Genomic DNA, 16848 nt, shown 5'->3' on the forward strand with positions numbered 1-16848 from the left:
TGGCCGACACGAGGCAGCGGGGGGGCGGTCCGTCCCTGAGCTCAGGCCTCCGGCGTGAGCACGACACGCAGTCTGGCGCGGCCCGCCAGCATCGTGTCGAACGCCTCGGCCGCCCGGGACAGGGGGAGGGCCTCCACCAGCGGCCGTATCCCGTGCAGCACGGCGAACCGCATGGCCTCCTCCACGTCGGCGGCCGTTCCGGCCGGCACCCCCACGATCGTCTGGCCCGTCGCGACGAGCGCACCCGTGGGCACTGCCAGGGGCTCCGCGTCCACCCCCACGACGACCAACCGACCCCGCGGGGCGAGGCCGGGCAGCAGCGCGCCGGCCGCCGCCGCGCTGGCCGCCGTGGCGATCACGGCCCGGGCGCCGCCGAGGCGGCGCAGCCCGTCCGCCGCCGTGCCCGTGTCCGCGTCGATGTAGCCGTGCGCCCCGAGTCTGACGGCGAGGAGCCCCTTCTCCGCCCCACGCGCCACCACGACGGTCCGCAGTCCGGAGCGGACGGCGTACTGCACCGCCAGATGACCGACGCCGCCCAGACCGAGCACGGCGACCAGGTCCCCCGGCCCGGCACCGCTGTGCCGCACGGCGTTGAAGGCCGTCACACCCGCGCAGCCCATCGGCGCCGCCTCCGTGGCCTCCAGACCATCCGGGACGCGCGCCAGCCCGCGCTCCGGGACGACGACATGCCCCGCGTACCCGCCCCGTACCGTCCGCCCCGGCACCACGAGGTCCGGGCACATCATGAGATCGCCGGCCCGGCAGGCCGGGCACCGGCCGCATTCACCGCCGAACCATCCCACGGCGACCCGGTCCCCGACGGCACGCCCCGTGACGCCCTCACCGAGAGCGTCGACCCGCCCGGCCACCTCGTGGCCGGGAACCAGCGGGAAGACCGTGCCGGGAAAGGCCCCGGACAGCAGCAGGGCATCGGTCCCGCACACCCCTGCGGCCTCCACCCGGACGCGCACCTCGCCCGGACCGGGCACTGGCAGGGCGTCCTCCACCCACTCGAAGGGACCGCCGGGGAACCTCACCTGTACCGCCTTCAGCCGGGTCATCCGTCACTCCGATCCGCGCGGGTCTCTCCGGCGCCACGCCGCCCGTCGCAACGGCATCGTTCGCCGACAGCCCCGCACGGCGGCCCGTCCCGCCGCCGGAGTGCACCGACGGCACCGTGCCATGACCGAACGGGCACTCCCGGCCCACGGCGGGCGGCCACCCGCGGCGGTCCCGTCTAGCGTCCGGTCACCCCAGCCCGCAGCGCCGCCGCCCCCCGCGGCCCGCCGACGCCCGGAGTCCCCATGTCCCTCGCGCCCCCGCCCGTACTCCCCGCACCCCCGTCGTCCCCGCGGAACACCACCGACTCTCCCCGCGCGCCCCGGCCGTCCACCCCGTACGAGCTCTACATCCGGCTCGCCGTGTTGCGTTCGGCCTGGGAAGGGCCCGGGCGGAGTGCCGCCTCGGCCGCGGAGTCCGCGGGCCGGACGGCCCTCCGGCTGGCCCGGCGGCTGCTGGCTGACGTCGGAGAGGACCGCCGCCCCTACGTCGACCGCGAGCAGCGACGCGAACGCTGCGCCGCCGTTCTGAGGGACGGCCGCACCGCGGTGCTGGAGGCCGGGCGGGCGCTCGGCCCGGTCCGGGGCGCGACCGCGCCGGCCGAGGACCTTCTCGCCGCGCTCCGCCCCCGGCGGCCGGCGGGACCGGAGGACCATCTCTTCCGCGGCGCCCACCAGATGACCGAATGCTGGCTCCGTGTCGCCGAGGTGTGCGCCGACGAGGCCCTGCTCGCCGCCGGCGCGCGCGACTGGACGCGGGGCACCCGGCTGCTCCGGGCAGCCGGCACGGCCGTCGCCCGCGCGACACAGGCCGGCCAACTCCTCGATCTGATGGACCTGGCCGACTATCACCCGCTGCGCCTCATGCTCAGGGACGGCAGCGGGGCGCAGTCGGAGGCCGCCCGCGGACTGCCGCTGCGCGTACGGGCCGTGTTCGACGCCCTGGAGTCACGCGTGCGCGCGGACGGCAGAACCCTGGTCCACGTGCTGTCCCGCACCCCGCCCACCGGCGAGACCGCCGCCGACCACGGCGCCACCTCCTTCGACGTCACCGCCGAACTCCACTATCTGCGCGCTGTCCGGGCCCTCGCCAAGACCTGCCAGGAATTCCTCTTCCTGCACTACCTGCTCGCCCTCGACGTGCTCGGGGCGCACAACACCGGCTCCCTCGGCTACGACATCGCCTCCATGGCCCAGCGGGCCTCGGCCCCGCTGCTCCCTTCGCTCGACCGGGCCCTCTACGACTACGCCAAGCTCACCGACCTCTGGTACGCCGACCTCGGTGGGCGGCTGATCCTCGCCGACGAACCGGCGGCAGACCCGCACCTGGCCCCACCCGGGGCGACGGAACCGGCCGAGACTCCCGCCGACCTCGCCGAGAGGACGGTGGCCGCCTACTTCGCGCGGCTCGCGGACGGTGACGTGGCGGGGTGGACCCTGCTCTTCCACGAAGAGGGCAGGCTGGTGGAGCTTCCCGGCACCCGGCCCTTCACCGGCCGTGCCCGCCTCGCCGTCTTCGTGGAGTCCACGCTCCGTCAGTTCCCCCGCATGAGGCCGACCATCCTCCGCGTCGACCGTACCGGCGCGCGCACCTTCCGCGCCGACTGGAGTATCGAGGCCGACTCCTACCTCGGCCCGACCGCGCACCTGCGCGGTGTCGAGGAGTTCACCCTGACCGCCGACGCCACCATCCTGGAAGCGCGGACGGACTGGAACCCCCGGCAGGTGGCCGCCCGGCTCTGGCCCGGCATCGCTCCGCATCCGGTGTCCCTTGCCTGGCCGTGAACCGCGCTTGTCTCAGCGTGCGGGGTGTGCGCGTCGCGCCGGGACGCGGGGCCGGTCCCCCGCAGCATGAGGGGGAGAATCGGAACAAAGAGGGCGGGACCGATGTGGGGCCAGGGGGAACGGGCGGACCGTGCCGGAACGACGGCATGGGTGGGACGGCGGAGCCAGTGGACGGCGTTGGGAGACACCCTCGCCGACCCCGGCGGGGCGGGATCGACCGTGTGGCTCACTGGCTCGCCCGGGACGGGCCGGACAGAGCTCCTGGACCGGTTCGGGCGGCGCGCGGCGGCCGACGGCCGCCGCCTCCTGCGGGCGGCGGGCGTCGCCGCCGAGCGCACGGTCCCGTACGGCGTCCTGCACCAGCTCGTCTGGCCCCTCCCGGACGAGAGCGGCTACTCGGCGTGGCGCGCGGTCTTGGAGAGCGCGGTGGGCACGCGTCCCGCGCACACCAGGGAACCTGACGGCCGCTCGGACCACGGTGCCCGTGAGGACGCGCCGAGCGCGGCCCCGGTGCACGAGGCTGTACGGGAGATGCTGACCGCCGCCGCCCGCGCCCGGCCGCTGGTGCTCCTCCTCGACGACATCCACCTCGCGGACGCCTGGAGCGTCCGCGCACTCGCCCGGATGCGGAGCGAGCTGGACGCGGCGGGCGTCGTCACCGTCGCCACCGTGACGATCGACGCCCTCGCCACCCTGGACACGGCTGGAGTCCGGATCCTCGAACTCGCGCCGCTGACAGCCGCAGAGGCCACCATGCTCCTCCGGGCCCGCCACCCGGAACTCGTACCCGGCGTCCGGGACCGTGTCATCGCCGAGGCCGGCGGGAACCCGCTGGCCCTGACCGAACTGCCCGCGCGACTCACCCCGTGCCAGCGCGCCGGCGCCGCTCCCCTCCCGGACCACCTCCCGCCCGGGCGGCGTACCGATCGGATGCTGGCACACCGCGTCCGCGGGCTCCCCGCAGAGCAGAGTTTCACCCTGCTGCTCTGCGCACTCGCCGGCCGTGACGGCAGACCCGCTCACCTCGTCCTGGACGCGGCCCGAGCGGCGGGCGTGGCACGAGCCGGGGAGCACCTGGTCGCCGCCGTCGCGGCCGGCCTGCTCGCCGCCGACCCCGCCACCGGGCGGCTTCGGTTCCGTCCCCCGCTCCTGGGGGCATGGATGGCCCTCCACTCCCCGGCGGCGGACCAACGCCGCGCGCACCGCGCGTGGGTGCGGATTCTGCCCGACCGGGACCCGCTGAAGGGCGGCCACGCCGCTGCGGCCTCTCCGGAGCCCGACGAACGCGTGGCCCGCGCGCTCGACCGGATGAGTCGGTGGGCCGGCCGCTCCCGAGGGGAGAGCGAGGCCGCTCGCCTCCTCGCCCGTGGAGCGGCGCTCAGTCCCGACCCCGCCGCCCGCGCCTGGCGGATCGCCCGCGCCGCCTGGCTGGCCGCCCTCGGCGGTGACCACGGCCTCGCCGCGAGCCTGATCGAAGAGGCGGGCGACACCGTGAGGGCGGGGCGGGCCGGAGCGACGCTCGACCTCGCGCGGGCGCTCCTGGCCCTGCGGACCGAGGGCGACCCCCGACTCGCCCTCGCCCTCATGCCGGGTGTCCTGACGGGGCTTTCCCCGTCCGGGGAGCCCTGGCTCCGCGCCTCCGCCGTCCTCCTGCTGCTCGCCGCCGCCGTGGGCACCGGCGCTCCGGAGGCTTGGCGGACGGCCACCGCCCACGCGACGGGCATGCCGGAAGTCGTCCGGCTCTTCCACGACGTCTGGTCCGACCCGCCGACCAGGGCGGCCGGCGGGGCCACGCGTCTCGACCGGACCGTCCGGGAATTGACGCGTCATCAGGTAATGGAGTGCGCTCCGGCTCTGGTGTGGACGGCTCTCGCCCTCGATGCGGTGGACGACCACCGGGAGCTCTGGGAACTGATGCTTGCCCATGCGTCGACCAGCGTGCGGCTCTGCGCCACCCTGGCCCTGGTCAGGGACGACTACCTCCGGGGCCACTGGGACCGGTCCGTGGAGCGGGCCCGGCGCGGAGCCGCCGAAGCGGCGGCAGCCGGGCTGGTCCTCGACGAACGGCTCCTGCGCTGCGAGGAGGGACGGGTGTGGGCCGCTCGCGGCCGACAGGACCGTGTGGCCGAACTCCTCGCCGCCGTGCAGCCCTGGGCCGTCGCCGGAGGCCATCGCCACGTTCTGTCCGCGCTCATGGCCGTACGGACCGCCTGCGCCCTGGCCGGCGGAGACCATGAGGCCGCGTACGATCACGCGCGCGCTCCGCTCCCCGGCGGCATCCGGCCCGACCCCGTCGTCCGGCTGGCCGGAACGCTCGATCTGGTCGACGCGGCGGCGCGCAGTGGCCGGGAGGGTGAGGCCCGCGACCGAGTCCGGGCCGCCCGAGCCCGCGGTATGGCGGACATCTCCCCGCGCCACGCCTTCGTGCTCGCCGCCGCCGAGGCGCTCGTCGCGCCCCGCGACGCCGTCGGCCCGGCCTGCGAGCGGGCCGTCGCCCTCGGCGGGGCCGACGCCTGGCCCTTCGAACTGGCCCGGGTACGGCTGCACCACGGGGCTTGGCTGCGCCGACAGGGCCGTCGTGCCCAGGCCCGTTGCGAACTGCTGGCGGCACGGGAGACCTTCACCCGGCTCGGCGCCACGCCGTGGGCCCGGCGGGCCGAGGAAGAGCTGAAGGTGGGTGAGGAGGGGCGGGCGGGGAGCCCGCCCGGCACAGGACCGGGGCTGCTCACCTATCAGGAGCTGCGCGTCGCGAGGCTCGTCGCCGAGGGGCTGCCCAACCGGGAGATCGGGCTGCGGCTGCGTCTCTCGCCCCGCACGGTGGCCAGCCACCTCTACCGGATCTATCCCAAGCTGGGAGTGGAGCGGAGAGGCGCCGTCGCCCAGGCTCTGCGCGCCGGTGGTTCCCTCCGGAGCGAGCGACCGGCCGGGAGCGGCACGTCCGCCCCGCCACCGTCCCGCCGTGGTCACATGACCTAACCAGGTCTCCGGCGGGCTGCGCAGACTCGATGGCGTCGGAAGCTCCCGCACGGGCCCCGCACTCTCCCACAGCCCCCGAGAAGGAGGCGCCCTTGCACAGGGGCCACACCACCGCGACCGAACCGGCCGTCACGCCGCCGCCGGAACCCCACGCCGCCGTAGCCGATCTCGGCGTCCGCGCACCTGATCGCCGCCCTCCCGCGCCGGAGCTCGCGCACGCTCCCCCGCGGTCCGTGCTCAGCACGCCGGAACTTCGGCGCGCCGCCCGGGAGCCGCGGCGCGCCACAGCTCTGACGCGGCCCGTCACCTCGGAGCTGCGGCGGTCCGGCGCGATGACCGTCCGAACCTGGGAAGGCGAAGGGCCCTGGGAGCTGCGCGGGCCGCTGCCCGGGCCGGAACGGCACACGGGCGGCACGCTCGCCGTCCTGGTACAGGCCGGTGGCCGGAGCGTCCTCCACCGCGCGGGGCGGTCCGTGGCCTGCCTGGCCGACGAGGCTCTGTTCCTCGCACCGGACGCGTACTGGCGGCTGCGCGCGGACGGCTCCTTCCGCCTCCACGTTTGCGCCCTGCCCTGGCAGCTGCTCGGCATCCCGGCGGATGAACGTCGGGCTCTGCTCGACGCGAGCCGGACCGGGCCCGCGGTCCACGGCCGGCTCCTGTCGGTCACGGTCGAGGCCATGACCGACAGCCGTGTCCCCTCCGAAGCCCGCGGACGGCGGACGATGGCCGGCCTCGCGATCGACCTGATCACGACCATGGCCGCCGGGCCAGCCCCCACGACGGGGGCGGGGCCTGACGACGAGGAGGAACTCACCACGCGGATCCGGTATTACATCAACGAAAACCTTCCCGACAGCGGCCTCAGCCCGGAGACGGTCGCCGCGCGCTTTCACGTGTCCGTGAGCCAGGTGCACAAGCTGTTCGCGGCCCAGGGCACCACGCTGGGCCGGTGGGTCCTGCGGCGGCGGCTTGAGGAGTGCCGCCGCGAACTGGCGCGGTCGACGGGCCGGGCCGCCTCGATCTCCGCCGTCGCCGTGCGGTGGGGTTTCCGGAGTCCGGCCCACTTCAGCCGTTGCTTCCGGCACGCCTTCGGCCTGTCACCCAGCGAGTGGCACCGGCTGCGGGCCCTCGCCCCGGACGAACGGCCCGGTCGGCGGTGAGCCGTCCGACCACCAGCGCCGGGGGGAGTGTCCGTACACGGACTTGAAGGCCCGGCTGAAGTGGGACGGGCTCTGGAACCCCCAGCGTGCGGCCAGCGACGACACCGATGGAGGCGTCCGGCAGGGCAGGGCGAGTTCGCGGGCGCACTCCTCCAGCCGCCGACGCTGGATGAGCCTGCTCACCGTCGCGTCCTCGGTCTCGAACAGGAGGTGCAGGTAGCGGGTCGAGATGCTGTGCGCTTCAGCGATGCGCGTGGGCGTCAGGTCCGGGTCGCGCAGATGGCGGTCGATGTAGCGCAGGACGGTGGGCACCAGGTGGTGCCGTGCGTGGTCCGGCTCGGTGTCCTCGGCCGCCTCCTCGACCACCAGGGCGAGCACATCGGCGAGATGACCCGCGAGCCGTTCCCGCACCCGGGGGGACGCCGGACCGGAGCGCTCCGTGAGCTCGGCGACGAGCCCTCCCAGGATCTCGGCCGTGCCCGGCGCTGGGGCGAGCGGCGCGCCCGTCACCAGGCGCGTCAGTTCGCCCGGCGGACCGAGGGCCGCCCGGGGGACCCTGCACATCGTCACCCCGAAGGCCGTGCGCTGCTCGACGACGAAGGCCCTGCGCAGATCGAGCAGGACCATGCTCCCCAGCGTCAGAACCGCGCTCCGCCCGTCCTGGACGAGGGCGGCCGTCCCCCGGTGCTGGACGGCGAGGACGACGGCGTCGTCCGGGACGTCCCCGACCAGGCGGGACGTTCGGCTGAAGCGCAGCGGCCCGGACTCCGCCGACACCACACGGACGTATCCCAGACTCCGCGCCCGCAGGGCACCGCCGGGGGAGGCCTGCTCGACCGGGGCGACGCGCAGTGGCGCGAGGTGGTCCCTCACGGCCCGCTGCCAGGCCGCCGCCCACGCGGCCGGCGGCAGGGAATCGGTACTCAGGACAGTGCGCAAGGGGACTCCTCCGTACACGAGGTGAGGTGCTTTCCGGCCCCACAGGGGTCGCTCGCCCCCGGTCCGCGGGACCGGTCTCAGTGTCGAAGCGGGTGGCCCGGACCGGATCAGTCGTTTGACCCAGCAACCGAGATGGCTTCTCTTCCTCAGGAACACAAAGTCAAGCAGACGTACGCGAGTTGTCCGGTTTCCGCCAGGCGCTTTCCTACAGTTGGCGCGATTCCCCGAGACAAGGAGCCCTCCGTGCGGCAGGTGACCGAACGGTTCGTGCAGGCAACGGTGCGGACGGCACACCACCCGTGGTCCCCCGTCCTCGTACGCTGGCGGTGCGCGACCGCCGACCCGTTGGCGGTACGGATGGACTTCCTGTTCTCCGGCGGTGGCCACCCGGACGTGACCTGGGTCTTCGCCGCCGACCTCCTCTGGCGGGGACTCGCCCGACCGGCCGGTTTCGGCAGCGTCCGGATCCGGCCCCACAGCACCGCCGAGACCGAGGTGGAGCTGACGCAGGACGCCACGTCCTGCCTGGTACGCATGGCGACCAGGCCCCTGCGCCGCTTCGCCGCCGAGGCCATGGCCCGGGGCCACGGCTGCGAAGAGCGGCTCCGCGACGAACTCGATGCCTTCCTCGACCGCGTCCTCGGACCCGCCTGACCCCGGGACCCGGCATCACGGTGCGGACCGGCGCCGCCCGCCCCCTGTGGGATCACCCGCACACAACGTGGAGTGCCGGGACAGACCTCTGCGCGCGGGGACACGCCCGACCGGCGGGACCGGCCTAGCGTTTCCCCGCAACCCCCGTTCCCTAGGAGTGGAGAACACATGAACGAGGCGAAGTCCTGGAGCCGTCGAAGGGTGATGACGACCGGAGCCGCTGTCGCGGCGAGCGCCGCCACGGTGGGTCTTTCCGCCGCCCCCGCCTCGGCCAGCGAAGCCGCACCGGGCGTCCGTCCCGGTCCCGCACCCACCGTCGTCCTCGTCCACGGCGCGTTCGCCGACGCGTCCAGCTGGCAGCCCGTCGTCGAGCGCCTCCAGAAGGACGGGCTCACCGTCCGCGCCGTCGCCAACCCTCTGCGCGGACTCGCCACGGACGCTGCCCACGTGCGGGCGTTCCTGGCGTCGATCCCCGGACCCGTGGTGCTCGTCGGCCACTCGTACGGCGGCGCGGTCATCACCGAGGCGGCCGTCGGAGCCGCGAACGTCAAGGGTCTCGTCTACATCGCCGCGTTCGTCCCGGACGCCGGGGAGGTGCTGGGTGAGCTGATCGCGAAATTCCCGGGCTCCGAGCTCCAGCCTCACCTCACCCCCGTCCCGGTGCTCGCCCCCGACGGTTCCACCACCGTGGACCTGTATCTGGATCCCGCTGCCTTCCGCTCCGTCTTCGCCGGCGACGTCCCCGCCAGGACCACCCGCGTCCTGGCGGCCACCCAGCGGCCCATCAGCGCCGCCGCCTTCGCCGACCGTCCCACCGCCGCCGCCTGGCACGACATCCCGTCGTGGAACCTCGTGGCCACCCGCGACCGGGGCATCCCGCCGCGCCTCCAGCGCTTCCAGGCGGACCGGGCGCGCTCGTACACCGTCGACGTGCCCTGCTCGCACCTCGCCATGTACGGGCGCCCCGGCGACGTGACCCGTCTCGTCCAGCGGGCGGTACGCGGCGTCGGCTGACCCGCCCGCCGTCCGGCTCACGGCTCGGGCAGCGCCGCGTGCAGCGCTGCCCGGGACGTGATGCCGAGCTTGGGGAAGATCCGGTGGAGGTGCGCCCCCACCGTCCGTGGCGACAGCCGCAGGACCCCTCCGATCTGCTTGTTGGTGAGGCCTGTGGCAGCGAGCCGGGCGATCCGCAGCTCCTGCGCGGTGAGCGAACCGGCCCCGTCTCCGACGCCGCCCCCCGCCTGCCCGGCCGCCCTCAGCTCTGCGGCCGCCCGGTCCGCCCCCGGACCGGCGCCCAGGTCCCGGAACGTCTGCCGAGCCGCCGCCAGGAGGTCGCGGGCCTCCCGCACCCGGCCCGAAGCGCGCAGCCGCATTCCATGGGCGAGACGCAGCCGGGCCAACTCCGGAACCCACCTCCGCGCCCCCGGCACCCCGTACGCGGCGGCGAAACACGCCTCCGCCTCCTCCTCGCCGGCGGCGAGCGCGGTCACCGCCGCGAGCACGAAAGCGTGATGCGGCGAGACGAGGTCGATCCGTGCCGCCCGTGCGGCTTCCACGTACGCCCGCGCCTCCCCGGTCCGGCCCGTCGCCACCGCCGCCCACACCACGTCGAAGAGCGCGAGATGGGACCAGGCGAGACCGCGCGGCAGCAGCCCACCCGGCATCAGGCGCGACAGCACGGCGTACGCTTCCTCGGGACGGCCGAGGGCCAGCGCGAGCAGCGCCCGCAGACACTCCAGACGGTCCGTCACGAACCGCATGCCCGCCACCACCGCCCGTGGCTCGATGGCCTCCGCCACGGCGGCGAACCCGGCCTCGTCCCCGCGGCCCGCGAGGTAGTGCGCGTAAGAGAGCCGCAGCAGCAGTGCGTTGCAGTGATAGCCGCGATCCTCCGCGGCCCCCGCTTCGGCGGCCACCGCCCCCGAGCTGTCCCAGCGCCCTGTCAGAAAGTCCTGGTGCGCGCGCACTTTGGCGATCGTGCCCTGGGTGGCGTACGTGTGCCCGCCGGTGTGGTGGCTCCACAGCTCCGCCTCGGCCGTGTCGACGGCCGAGGCCGTCCACAGCAGCAGCCAGGCGTCCGCTGTCGCGCCGCGCGTCCCCTGTCCACCCGCCAGCTCCGCCAGTTCGACCGCGGCACCGTGCGCCGTCCTCGGCGGGTCGGCCCAGGCACGCAGACAGAGCCGGGCGAGTGGCGACATCAGCTCGCCGTGCCGCTTCAGCGCCGTCCAGGCGCCGGCGTCCCCCGTGTAGACGGCGGCGAGAAGCAACTTGAAGAAGACCTGCTCGGCCAGGCCGCCCAGCGGGTCGGTGCCGGGCTCGGCCAGGGAGCCCAGCGCACCGGGAAGCAGCGTGAGGGAGGAGGCGAAGTCGATGCGGTGGCTCTGGTCCACGTACACGACGGCGTAGCCGTACAGGGGCGCCACGTCCGCCGGGACGACGGCACCGCGCAGTGACTCCACGAGGCGTGTGGCGTAAGGCAGTCGGCCACCCCGGGCCGCCATCACCGCGGCCCAGGTCACCCGGCGGACGCGCGCGTCGGCGTCCTCGCTCAGCGTTGCGGCCCGGTCCATGAGCAGCGCGGCCTCCGCGTCGCCGCCCCGTCGCGCGATGTACTGCGCGGCCTCCTGGAGCCGGGCCGCGAGATCCTCGGCCGGGCCGTCCGCTGCCGCCGCCTCGTGGACGAGACGGCGCGGGTCGCGGACGTCGAGCACCTCCGCGAGACGACGGTGGGCCCGGGCCTTCTCCGCCGCCGGTGTCACGGACACCACCGCGCTGCGCACCAGGGGATGCCTGAACGCGAAGCGGCCCGCCGAGTCGACGTGGGCCAGTCCGCTGCCGTCGATCAGGTCCAGGACCGCTCCGGTGTCGCAGTCCGGCTCGGACCGGAGCCACAGGCCGACGTCGGAGGTGGGTGCCCCTCCGCTGAGGGCCGCGAGCAACAGCAGCCGGCGTGCCTCAGGGGTGAGCGCCTCCAACCGTTCGGCGAAGAGCCGTTCGAGCCGTACGCTGAGCGGCAGCTGGTCCGGCAGGGGCAGGATGCCCCGCTGGTGGTCGGCATGGAGCCGGCAAGGGATCTCGTCCAGCGCGAGCGGGTTGCCGCCCGCCTCGGCCAGGACCCGCTCCGCGGTCCGCGCCGACAGCGTGGGGTGGCGCCGGCGCAGCAGGATCCCGGCGGCCTCGGGGGTGAGCGCCGCGATGTCCAGGGCCTCCCCGGGCCAGTCGTCGGCCGTGTCCGGGCGCGGCCGGGTCGCCGCGATCATCACCACGGGAACGCCGGAGATCCGGCGCCCGAGGAAGGCGAGGACCTCGGCGCTGGAGCCGTCCACCCAATGAAGGTCGTCCACGAGTACGAGGACGGGCGCCTCACGAGCGGCGGCGGCGAGCAGCGGCAGGGCGGACGCGCCGACCGCGAACCCCGCGGCAGGACTTCCCGCCCGCACCCCCAGGGCCCGCTCCAGCGCCTCCCGCCGCGGCGCGGACAGCGCCGTCGACCCGGCGAGGAGCGGGCCGAGCACCTGCTGGAGAGCGCCGAAGGCCAGGCCCTCCTCCGTCTCGGACCCGACGGCCCGCAGCACGCGGAAGCCCCGCTTCGACGCGAGCCGCCCCGCCCAGTCGAGCAGAGCGGTCTTGCCGATGCCGGCGTCGCCACGCAGCAGGACGGACGCGCCTCCGGTGCCGTCCAGGGCATCGGTGAGCCGTCGCCGCAAGGAGGCCGTCTCCGGTTCCCGGCCCACCAGGTCGCTGTCGATCGCGTCGGTCATGCTCCGTCCCGTCTCTTGGTTCTCAGGATCGCCACCCGTCCCTGGCCAGGACGCGCCGGAGACGGGCGCGCATTCCTCCGTGCGGAGGCACTGCCCTTTCGTGCAGTACGGGTCCGGCGAAGCCGGCCGGCGGCCGGCGCACTGCTTCCCTCCTCACACCGACGACACGAACCGACGACATTCGAGGAGGCCACGTGCCGTATCAGCGGGATGAAGCGCATATGGGGAACGGAGGGATCGTCCTGCTGGCTTCGCCGAGCGGGTTCTGCGCAGGCGTGTCGAGAGCCGTCACCACGGTCGAGCGGGCCCTTGAGCGATACGGCACACCGGTGTACGTCCGTCGGCAGATCGTCCACAACAGCCGGGTGGTGGACGATCTGACGCGGCGAGGAGCGGTGTTCGTCGACGAGGTCGACGACGTACCGCCGGGCTCCGTCGTCGTGCTGTCCGCCCACGGCGTCGCGCCCGCCGTCCGCGCCGCCGCTGCCCGGCGCGGCCTGCGGACCGTCGACGCCACCTGCCCGTTGGTGACGAAGGTCCACCGGGAGGCGGCCGCCTACGCCGACGCCGGGTACGACATCCTGCTGATCGGCGAAGCCGGGCACGACGAGGTCGTGGGCACCACGGGGATCGCGCCGGAGCGCATCACCGTCGTTCCCGGGACGGCAGCCGCCGCCACTGTCGAGGTGACCGACCCCGGGCGGGTGGTGTGGCTGGCCCAGACGACGCTCACCGTGGACGAGACAGCGCGAGTGGCCGGAGTCCTCCGCGAACGCTTTCCCCTCCTCGTCGACCCGCCCAGTGACGACATCTGCTATGCGGCGCAGAACCGGCAGGCCGGCGCCCGTCGGCTGGCCGCCGAGAGCGATGTCGTCCTTGTCGTCGGCTCGTCCGGATCGCACAATTCCCTCCGTCTCGTCGACGTGGCCACCGCGGCGGGCGTCCCCGCCCGGCTCGTGGAGGGAGGCCCGGACGTGCGGGCGGAGTGGCTGACGGGCGCCTCGGTCGTCGGTCTGACCGCGGGCGCTTCGGCTCCCCGGGAGGCGGTCGACGAGGTGCTCACCACGCTGGCAGGACTCGGCTATGCCGAGGTCAGAACGGTCGAAGTGGCCCGAGAAGGGCAGGTGTTCACCCTCCCGCGGGAGCTGGACGTCACCTGAGACCCGTCATCGCGGACCGTGCCCTGGACCGTCCTGCTCCCGCTCGCGGGCAGTCCGGCGCAGCGCGGCGAGCGGTGCGTCCGGCGTCGCGGCGACGTGTTCCAGGACGGCGCGGTACGCGGCGAGCAGAGCCCGTACCTCGTTCTCGCCGAGCGGGGGCGCGGTGGTGGTGAACTCCCCCCATACCGTGCAGGAATCATCCGCGTGCTCCTCCACGCGCACCATCAGGGGGAAGCGCGCCCCGTCCGGGAGGGGGAGCTCCTCCACGGCACAGCCGTCGAGCCGGAGGGTGCCGAGACTCCCGGACGGGTGGTGGGCGAAGCAGGCACGGACCAGGGACAGGGCGCGCACGGGCGGCGTCCCCGGTGCCACCGCGGCCGCGATGGCGGCGAGCGGCAGCTCTCGGTGCCGGTACGTCTCGGTCCGGGCGCGGGACACCCGTTCGACCACGTCCGCGAAGGCGGGGTTGCCACGCAGGTCGACCGGCAGGACGGTCAAGGTCGCGAAGAAGCCCAGCAGGCCCGCCACTTCCGGGCGGTCCCGATTGGCCACGGCGAGACCGAGTGGCAGCCGGTCCTCCTCTTCGTGCCGGCTGAGCGCGACCGCGCACGCCGACGCCAAGACACTGAAGAGTCCGTGCCCCCGCGCGGCCGCCGTCTCTCGCAGAGCCCGGGTCAGGCCGCTCTCCAGTCGCACGGACAGCCGACGCCCCACGTTCGTCGCGCTGACCCCGGCCACCGCTCCCGGCGTCGGCACGGGGTAGCCCTCCAGCGCGTTCCGCCACCAGGCCGACAGGTGCGCGCGGCGCTCCGGGGTGAGCTCGCCGTTCTGCCACGCGGCCCAGTCCACGTAGTCCAGCGCGAGTTCGGGCAGGTCGGGGGTGCGCCCGCTTCTCTCGGCCCGGTAACAGGCGGCGAGTTCGGCGAAGAACACGCGCAGAGACCAGCCGTCCGCGGCGAGCAGGTGGAGGAAGAACGACACCTCGTGCAGGTGCGGACCCCGCGGCCGTACGGCGACCCGCAGCAGCGGGCCATGGGCCAGGTCGAAGGCGTGGGGCCGTGCGGCCACGTCCGTGAGTTCGACGGGCGCCGGCATCTCAGGCAGGACGGTCTGCAGGGGGACGGGCCCGCCCCGGTAGACGGTCCGGAGGGGTTCGTGGCGTCGGACGAGGGTCGCGACCGCCGCTCGCAGGGCAGGGACGTCCAGGGGACCGGACACGGTGAACCCGCGGTGGGTGGCCTGCCGGTGGCCGCTGGGGTCGTCGCGGTGCAGTTCCAGGACGGCGGTCTGGGCCGCCGACAGGGCGAAGGAGGCGGTCATCGCGCGACCCTCCTGATCGAGTCCTGGCCGGTCGGGGCGCTCTCCAGCGCCGCGACGAGCCCTGTCACGGTGGGTGCCGCGAGGACGGCGTCGAGTCCGATCAGACGGCCGGTGCCGGTGGAGAGCCGGTGGACGAGCCCGAGTGCCCGCAGGGAGTCGAGGCCGAGGGCGAAGAGGTCGTCGTCCGGGCCCGGCACGGCTCCAAGGTGGTCGGCGACGAGGGCGGTGACCCGTTCCTCCAGCGGCGAGCGCGGCGCGGCGGGCCGGGGACGGACCGACACCGGGGCGGCGCGCAGGGCGGCGGCGTCGACCTTGCCGCCGTCCGTCGTGGGAAACCGCTCGTGGGGGACGACGACGGCCGGTACGAGCTGCCGGGGGAGGAGCTGTGCAAGCTCCCTCCGGATGTCCTCGCCGCTCCGGCCGGTGAGAGCGTGGGCGATCAGTCGTCCGCCCGACCGGTCCACCGTCACGACGGCGTCACGGACGCCGGGGAGGGCGAGCAGGCCGGCCCGTACCTCGGCGGGCTCGACCCTGTAGCCGCGTATTTTCACCTGCCGGTCGGACCTGCCCCGGAACTCCAGCAGCCCCCCGTCCAGCCAACGCCCCAGATCACCGGTGCGATACAGGAGCCCGGCCCCGTCCGGCCGGGGAACGAAGCCGCCGTGGTCAGAACCGCCGGTGGCGCCGGTATAGCCCCGGGCGACGAGCGGTCCGCTGACGCATATCTCGCCCACGGCGCCGGGCGGGACCGGCAGGCCATGGGCGTCCAGGACCTGCACGGTGGCGTTCGGCAGGGGCCGGCCGATCGGGATGCGGGCCTCGTCCGGGCCGGCTGCCCACGCTTCCAGGGGCATCGCGGTGACGACGACGGTGGTCTCGGTGGGACCGTAGGCGTACCAGGCCCGCTCGACGCCGGAGGACAACAGGGCTGACGCCACCCCGGGGGCCAGCACGTCACCCCCGGCGACGAGACAGCGCAGCCCTGCGGGCGCGTCCGGCGCGGCGGTCAGCACCTCGTGCAGCAGCCCCGTGGAGAGGAAGGCGTGCGTGGTGGCCGGAGAACGCAGCTCCCGCACGAGCCCGGCGATGTCCCACGGGCGTTCGAGGAGCCGGACCGAGGCGCCGGCCGTGAGCGGTCCCCACAGTTCGAGCACGGCCAGGTCGAAGGCGGGGGACCCGGCGGCGAGCAACCGGTCGCCCGGGGCGAGCGCGGTGATCCCGTCGTCGACGAGGCGGGCGGCGCGCGACCGGTGCTCGACGACCACTCCCTTGGGAGTGCCCGTGCTGCCGGAGGTGTGGATGACATAGCAGGCGTCGGTCCCGGCGCCGGCGGGGAGGGCGCCGTCCGTGACCGGGACCTCCTCCATGACCACGACCCGGAAGCCCAGAGGGGTGGCGCCGGCCGAAGAAGCGACGGTGACGACGGTGGTCGCCTCGCAGGCCGCCATGAGCGCGGTCGTCCGGGCCGGCGGGTCTGCCGGGTCGCACGGCAGGTAGGCGGCGCCGCTTCGCAGCACGCCGAGCAGGGCGACGGCGAGCTCGGGCCCGTGCGGCACGCGCACGGCGACGATGTCCCCCCGCCGTGTGCCCAGGGACCGCAGGTGGCGAGCGAGATGGCCAGAGCGGGCGTCGAGTTCGGCGTAGCTGAGCGGGTGGGGGCCCGCGACGGCCGTGGCGCCCGGGGTGTCCCGTACCCACCGGGCGACAAGATCGGGCACCCAAGGGGACGGAGGGTCGACACGGCGGCCCTCGCCCCAGTCGCGGACGAGGTTGTCCACCCGTTCGTCGACGAGGGCGAGCCGCGACACGGGTGCGCCCGGCGCCTCGGCGAGGGACCGGAGCAGGAACCCGTAGGCTGCCGCCATGTGATCGCCGAAGACGTCCTCGAAGAGGTCGGTGTCGAACTCCCAGTTCAGGGTGATGCCGTCGAGTGTGGACGGCGTGCCGCTCCGGAGGGGTTCCGCCGAGCGGGGAACGCGGAGGACACCACCGGGGGACTGGGATATCCGGCCGTCCCGGGCGTGCCGGGGAACGG

The 16848-nt window shown here is 74.9% G+C and carries 11 protein-coding genes; 6 read left to right on the top strand and 5 right to left on the bottom strand.

The window, feature by feature from the left end; all coding sequences use genetic code 11:
• Positions 1-41: 41 nt before the first annotated feature.
• Complete coding sequence (locus ACFW1I_RS11510) at positions 42-1061, bottom strand: alcohol dehydrogenase catalytic domain-containing protein (RefSeq protein WP_384668911.1); 1020 nt, start codon at positions 1059-1061, stop codon at positions 42-44.
• Positions 1062-1304: 243 nt separating this feature from the next.
• On the opposite strand from ACFW1I_RS11510, the gene ACFW1I_RS11515 reads away from it, so the two are divergent.
• From ACFW1I_RS11515 to ACFW1I_RS11525, 3 genes are all read left to right on the top strand, one after another.
• On the top strand, positions 1305-2843 hold the full coding sequence (locus ACFW1I_RS11515; protein WP_384668913.1) for a nuclear transport factor 2 family protein: 1539 nt from the start codon (positions 1305-1307) through the stop codon (positions 2841-2843).
• Between the two features lie 102 nt (positions 2844-2945).
• Positions 2946-5819: an AAA family ATPase gene (locus ACFW1I_RS11520; protein ID WP_384668915.1), complete on the top strand. Its 2874-nt coding sequence runs from the start codon at positions 2946-2948 to the stop codon at positions 5817-5819.
• A gap of 332 nt (positions 5820-6151) precedes the next feature.
• Positions 6152-6979, top strand: a complete 828-nt coding sequence (locus ACFW1I_RS11525) for a helix-turn-helix transcriptional regulator (protein WP_384668916.1) — start codon at positions 6152-6154, stop codon at positions 6977-6979.
• Here ACFW1I_RS11525 and ACFW1I_RS11530 read toward each other — a convergent pair.
• A complete protein-coding gene (locus ACFW1I_RS11530) occupies positions 6917-7918 on the bottom strand; it encodes a helix-turn-helix domain-containing protein (RefSeq protein WP_384668918.1) in 1002 nt (333 codons plus the stop codon). The genes ACFW1I_RS11525 and ACFW1I_RS11530 overlap by 63 nt on opposite strands.
• A gap of 243 nt (positions 7919-8161) precedes the next feature.
• Here ACFW1I_RS11530 and ACFW1I_RS11535 point away from each other — a divergent pair, with 243 nt between their 5' ends.
• Both ACFW1I_RS11535 and ACFW1I_RS11540 read left to right on the top strand, forming a co-directional pair.
• Complete coding sequence (locus ACFW1I_RS11535; RefSeq protein ID WP_384668919.1) at positions 8162-8572, top strand: SsgA family sporulation/cell division regulator; 411 nt, start codon at positions 8162-8164, stop codon at positions 8570-8572.
• A gap of 168 nt (positions 8573-8740) precedes the next feature.
• Positions 8741-9586, top strand: coding sequence for an alpha/beta fold hydrolase (locus tag ACFW1I_RS11540; protein WP_384668920.1), 846 nt, complete (start codon positions 8741-8743; stop codon positions 9584-9586).
• 17 nt (positions 9587-9603) lie between these two features.
• On the opposite strand, the gene ACFW1I_RS11545 is transcribed toward ACFW1I_RS11540, so the two are convergent.
• Positions 9604-12333, bottom strand: a complete 2730-nt coding sequence (locus ACFW1I_RS11545; protein ID WP_384668922.1) for an AAA family ATPase — start codon at positions 12331-12333, stop codon at positions 9604-9606.
• 275 nt (positions 12334-12608) lie between these two features.
• Here ACFW1I_RS11545 and ispH point away from each other — a divergent pair, with 275 nt between their 5' ends.
• Positions 12609-13493: a 4-hydroxy-3-methylbut-2-enyl diphosphate reductase gene (ispH, locus tag ACFW1I_RS11550; RefSeq protein ID WP_384668924.1), complete on the top strand. Its 885-nt coding sequence runs from the start codon at positions 12609-12611 to the stop codon at positions 13491-13493.
• A gap of 6 nt (positions 13494-13499) precedes the next feature.
• Here the strand turns inward: ispH and ACFW1I_RS11555 are convergent, their stop codons facing one another.
• Complete coding sequence (locus ACFW1I_RS11555) at positions 13500-14813, bottom strand: condensation domain-containing protein (protein WP_384668925.1); 1314 nt, start codon at positions 14811-14813, stop codon at positions 13500-13502.
• The coding region (locus ACFW1I_RS11560; RefSeq protein WP_384668927.1) for an amino acid adenylation domain-containing protein at positions 14810-16848 on the bottom strand (2039 nt) is incomplete at its 5' end. The genes ACFW1I_RS11555 and ACFW1I_RS11560, both read right to left, overlap by 4 nt.

It is taken from the genome of Streptomyces sp. NPDC058955 (genome assembly GCF_042741435.1).
GTDB lineage: Bacteria > Actinomycetota > Actinomycetes > Streptomycetales > Streptomycetaceae > Streptomyces.

Bases quoted from the DNA above. Each gene is read 5' to 3' on its own strand.
- ACFW1I_RS11510 (WP_384668911.1), bottom strand. From the start codon at position 1,061: ATGACCCGGCTGAAGGCGGTACAGGTGAGGTTCCCCGGCGGTCCCTTC.
- ACFW1I_RS11515 (WP_384668913.1), top strand. From the start codon at position 1,305: ATGTCCCTCGCGCCCCCGCCCGTACTCCCCGCACCCCCGTCGTCCCCG.
- ACFW1I_RS11520 (WP_384668915.1), top strand. From the start codon at position 2,946: ATGTGGGGCCAGGGGGAACGGGCGGACCGTGCCGGAACGACGGCATGG.
- ACFW1I_RS11525 (WP_384668916.1), top strand. From the start codon at position 6,152: ATGACCGTCCGAACCTGGGAAGGCGAAGGGCCCTGGGAGCTGCGCGGG.
- ACFW1I_RS11540 (WP_384668920.1), top strand. From the start codon at position 8,741: ATGAACGAGGCGAAGTCCTGGAGCCGTCGAAGGGTGATGACGACCGGA.
- ACFW1I_RS11545 (WP_384668922.1), bottom strand. From the start codon at position 12,333: ATGACCGACGCGATCGACAGCGACCTGGTGGGCCGGGAACCGGAGACG.
- ACFW1I_RS11555 (WP_384668925.1), bottom strand. From the start codon at position 14,813: ATGACCGCCTCCTTCGCCCTGTCGGCGGCCCAGACCGCCGTCCTGGAA.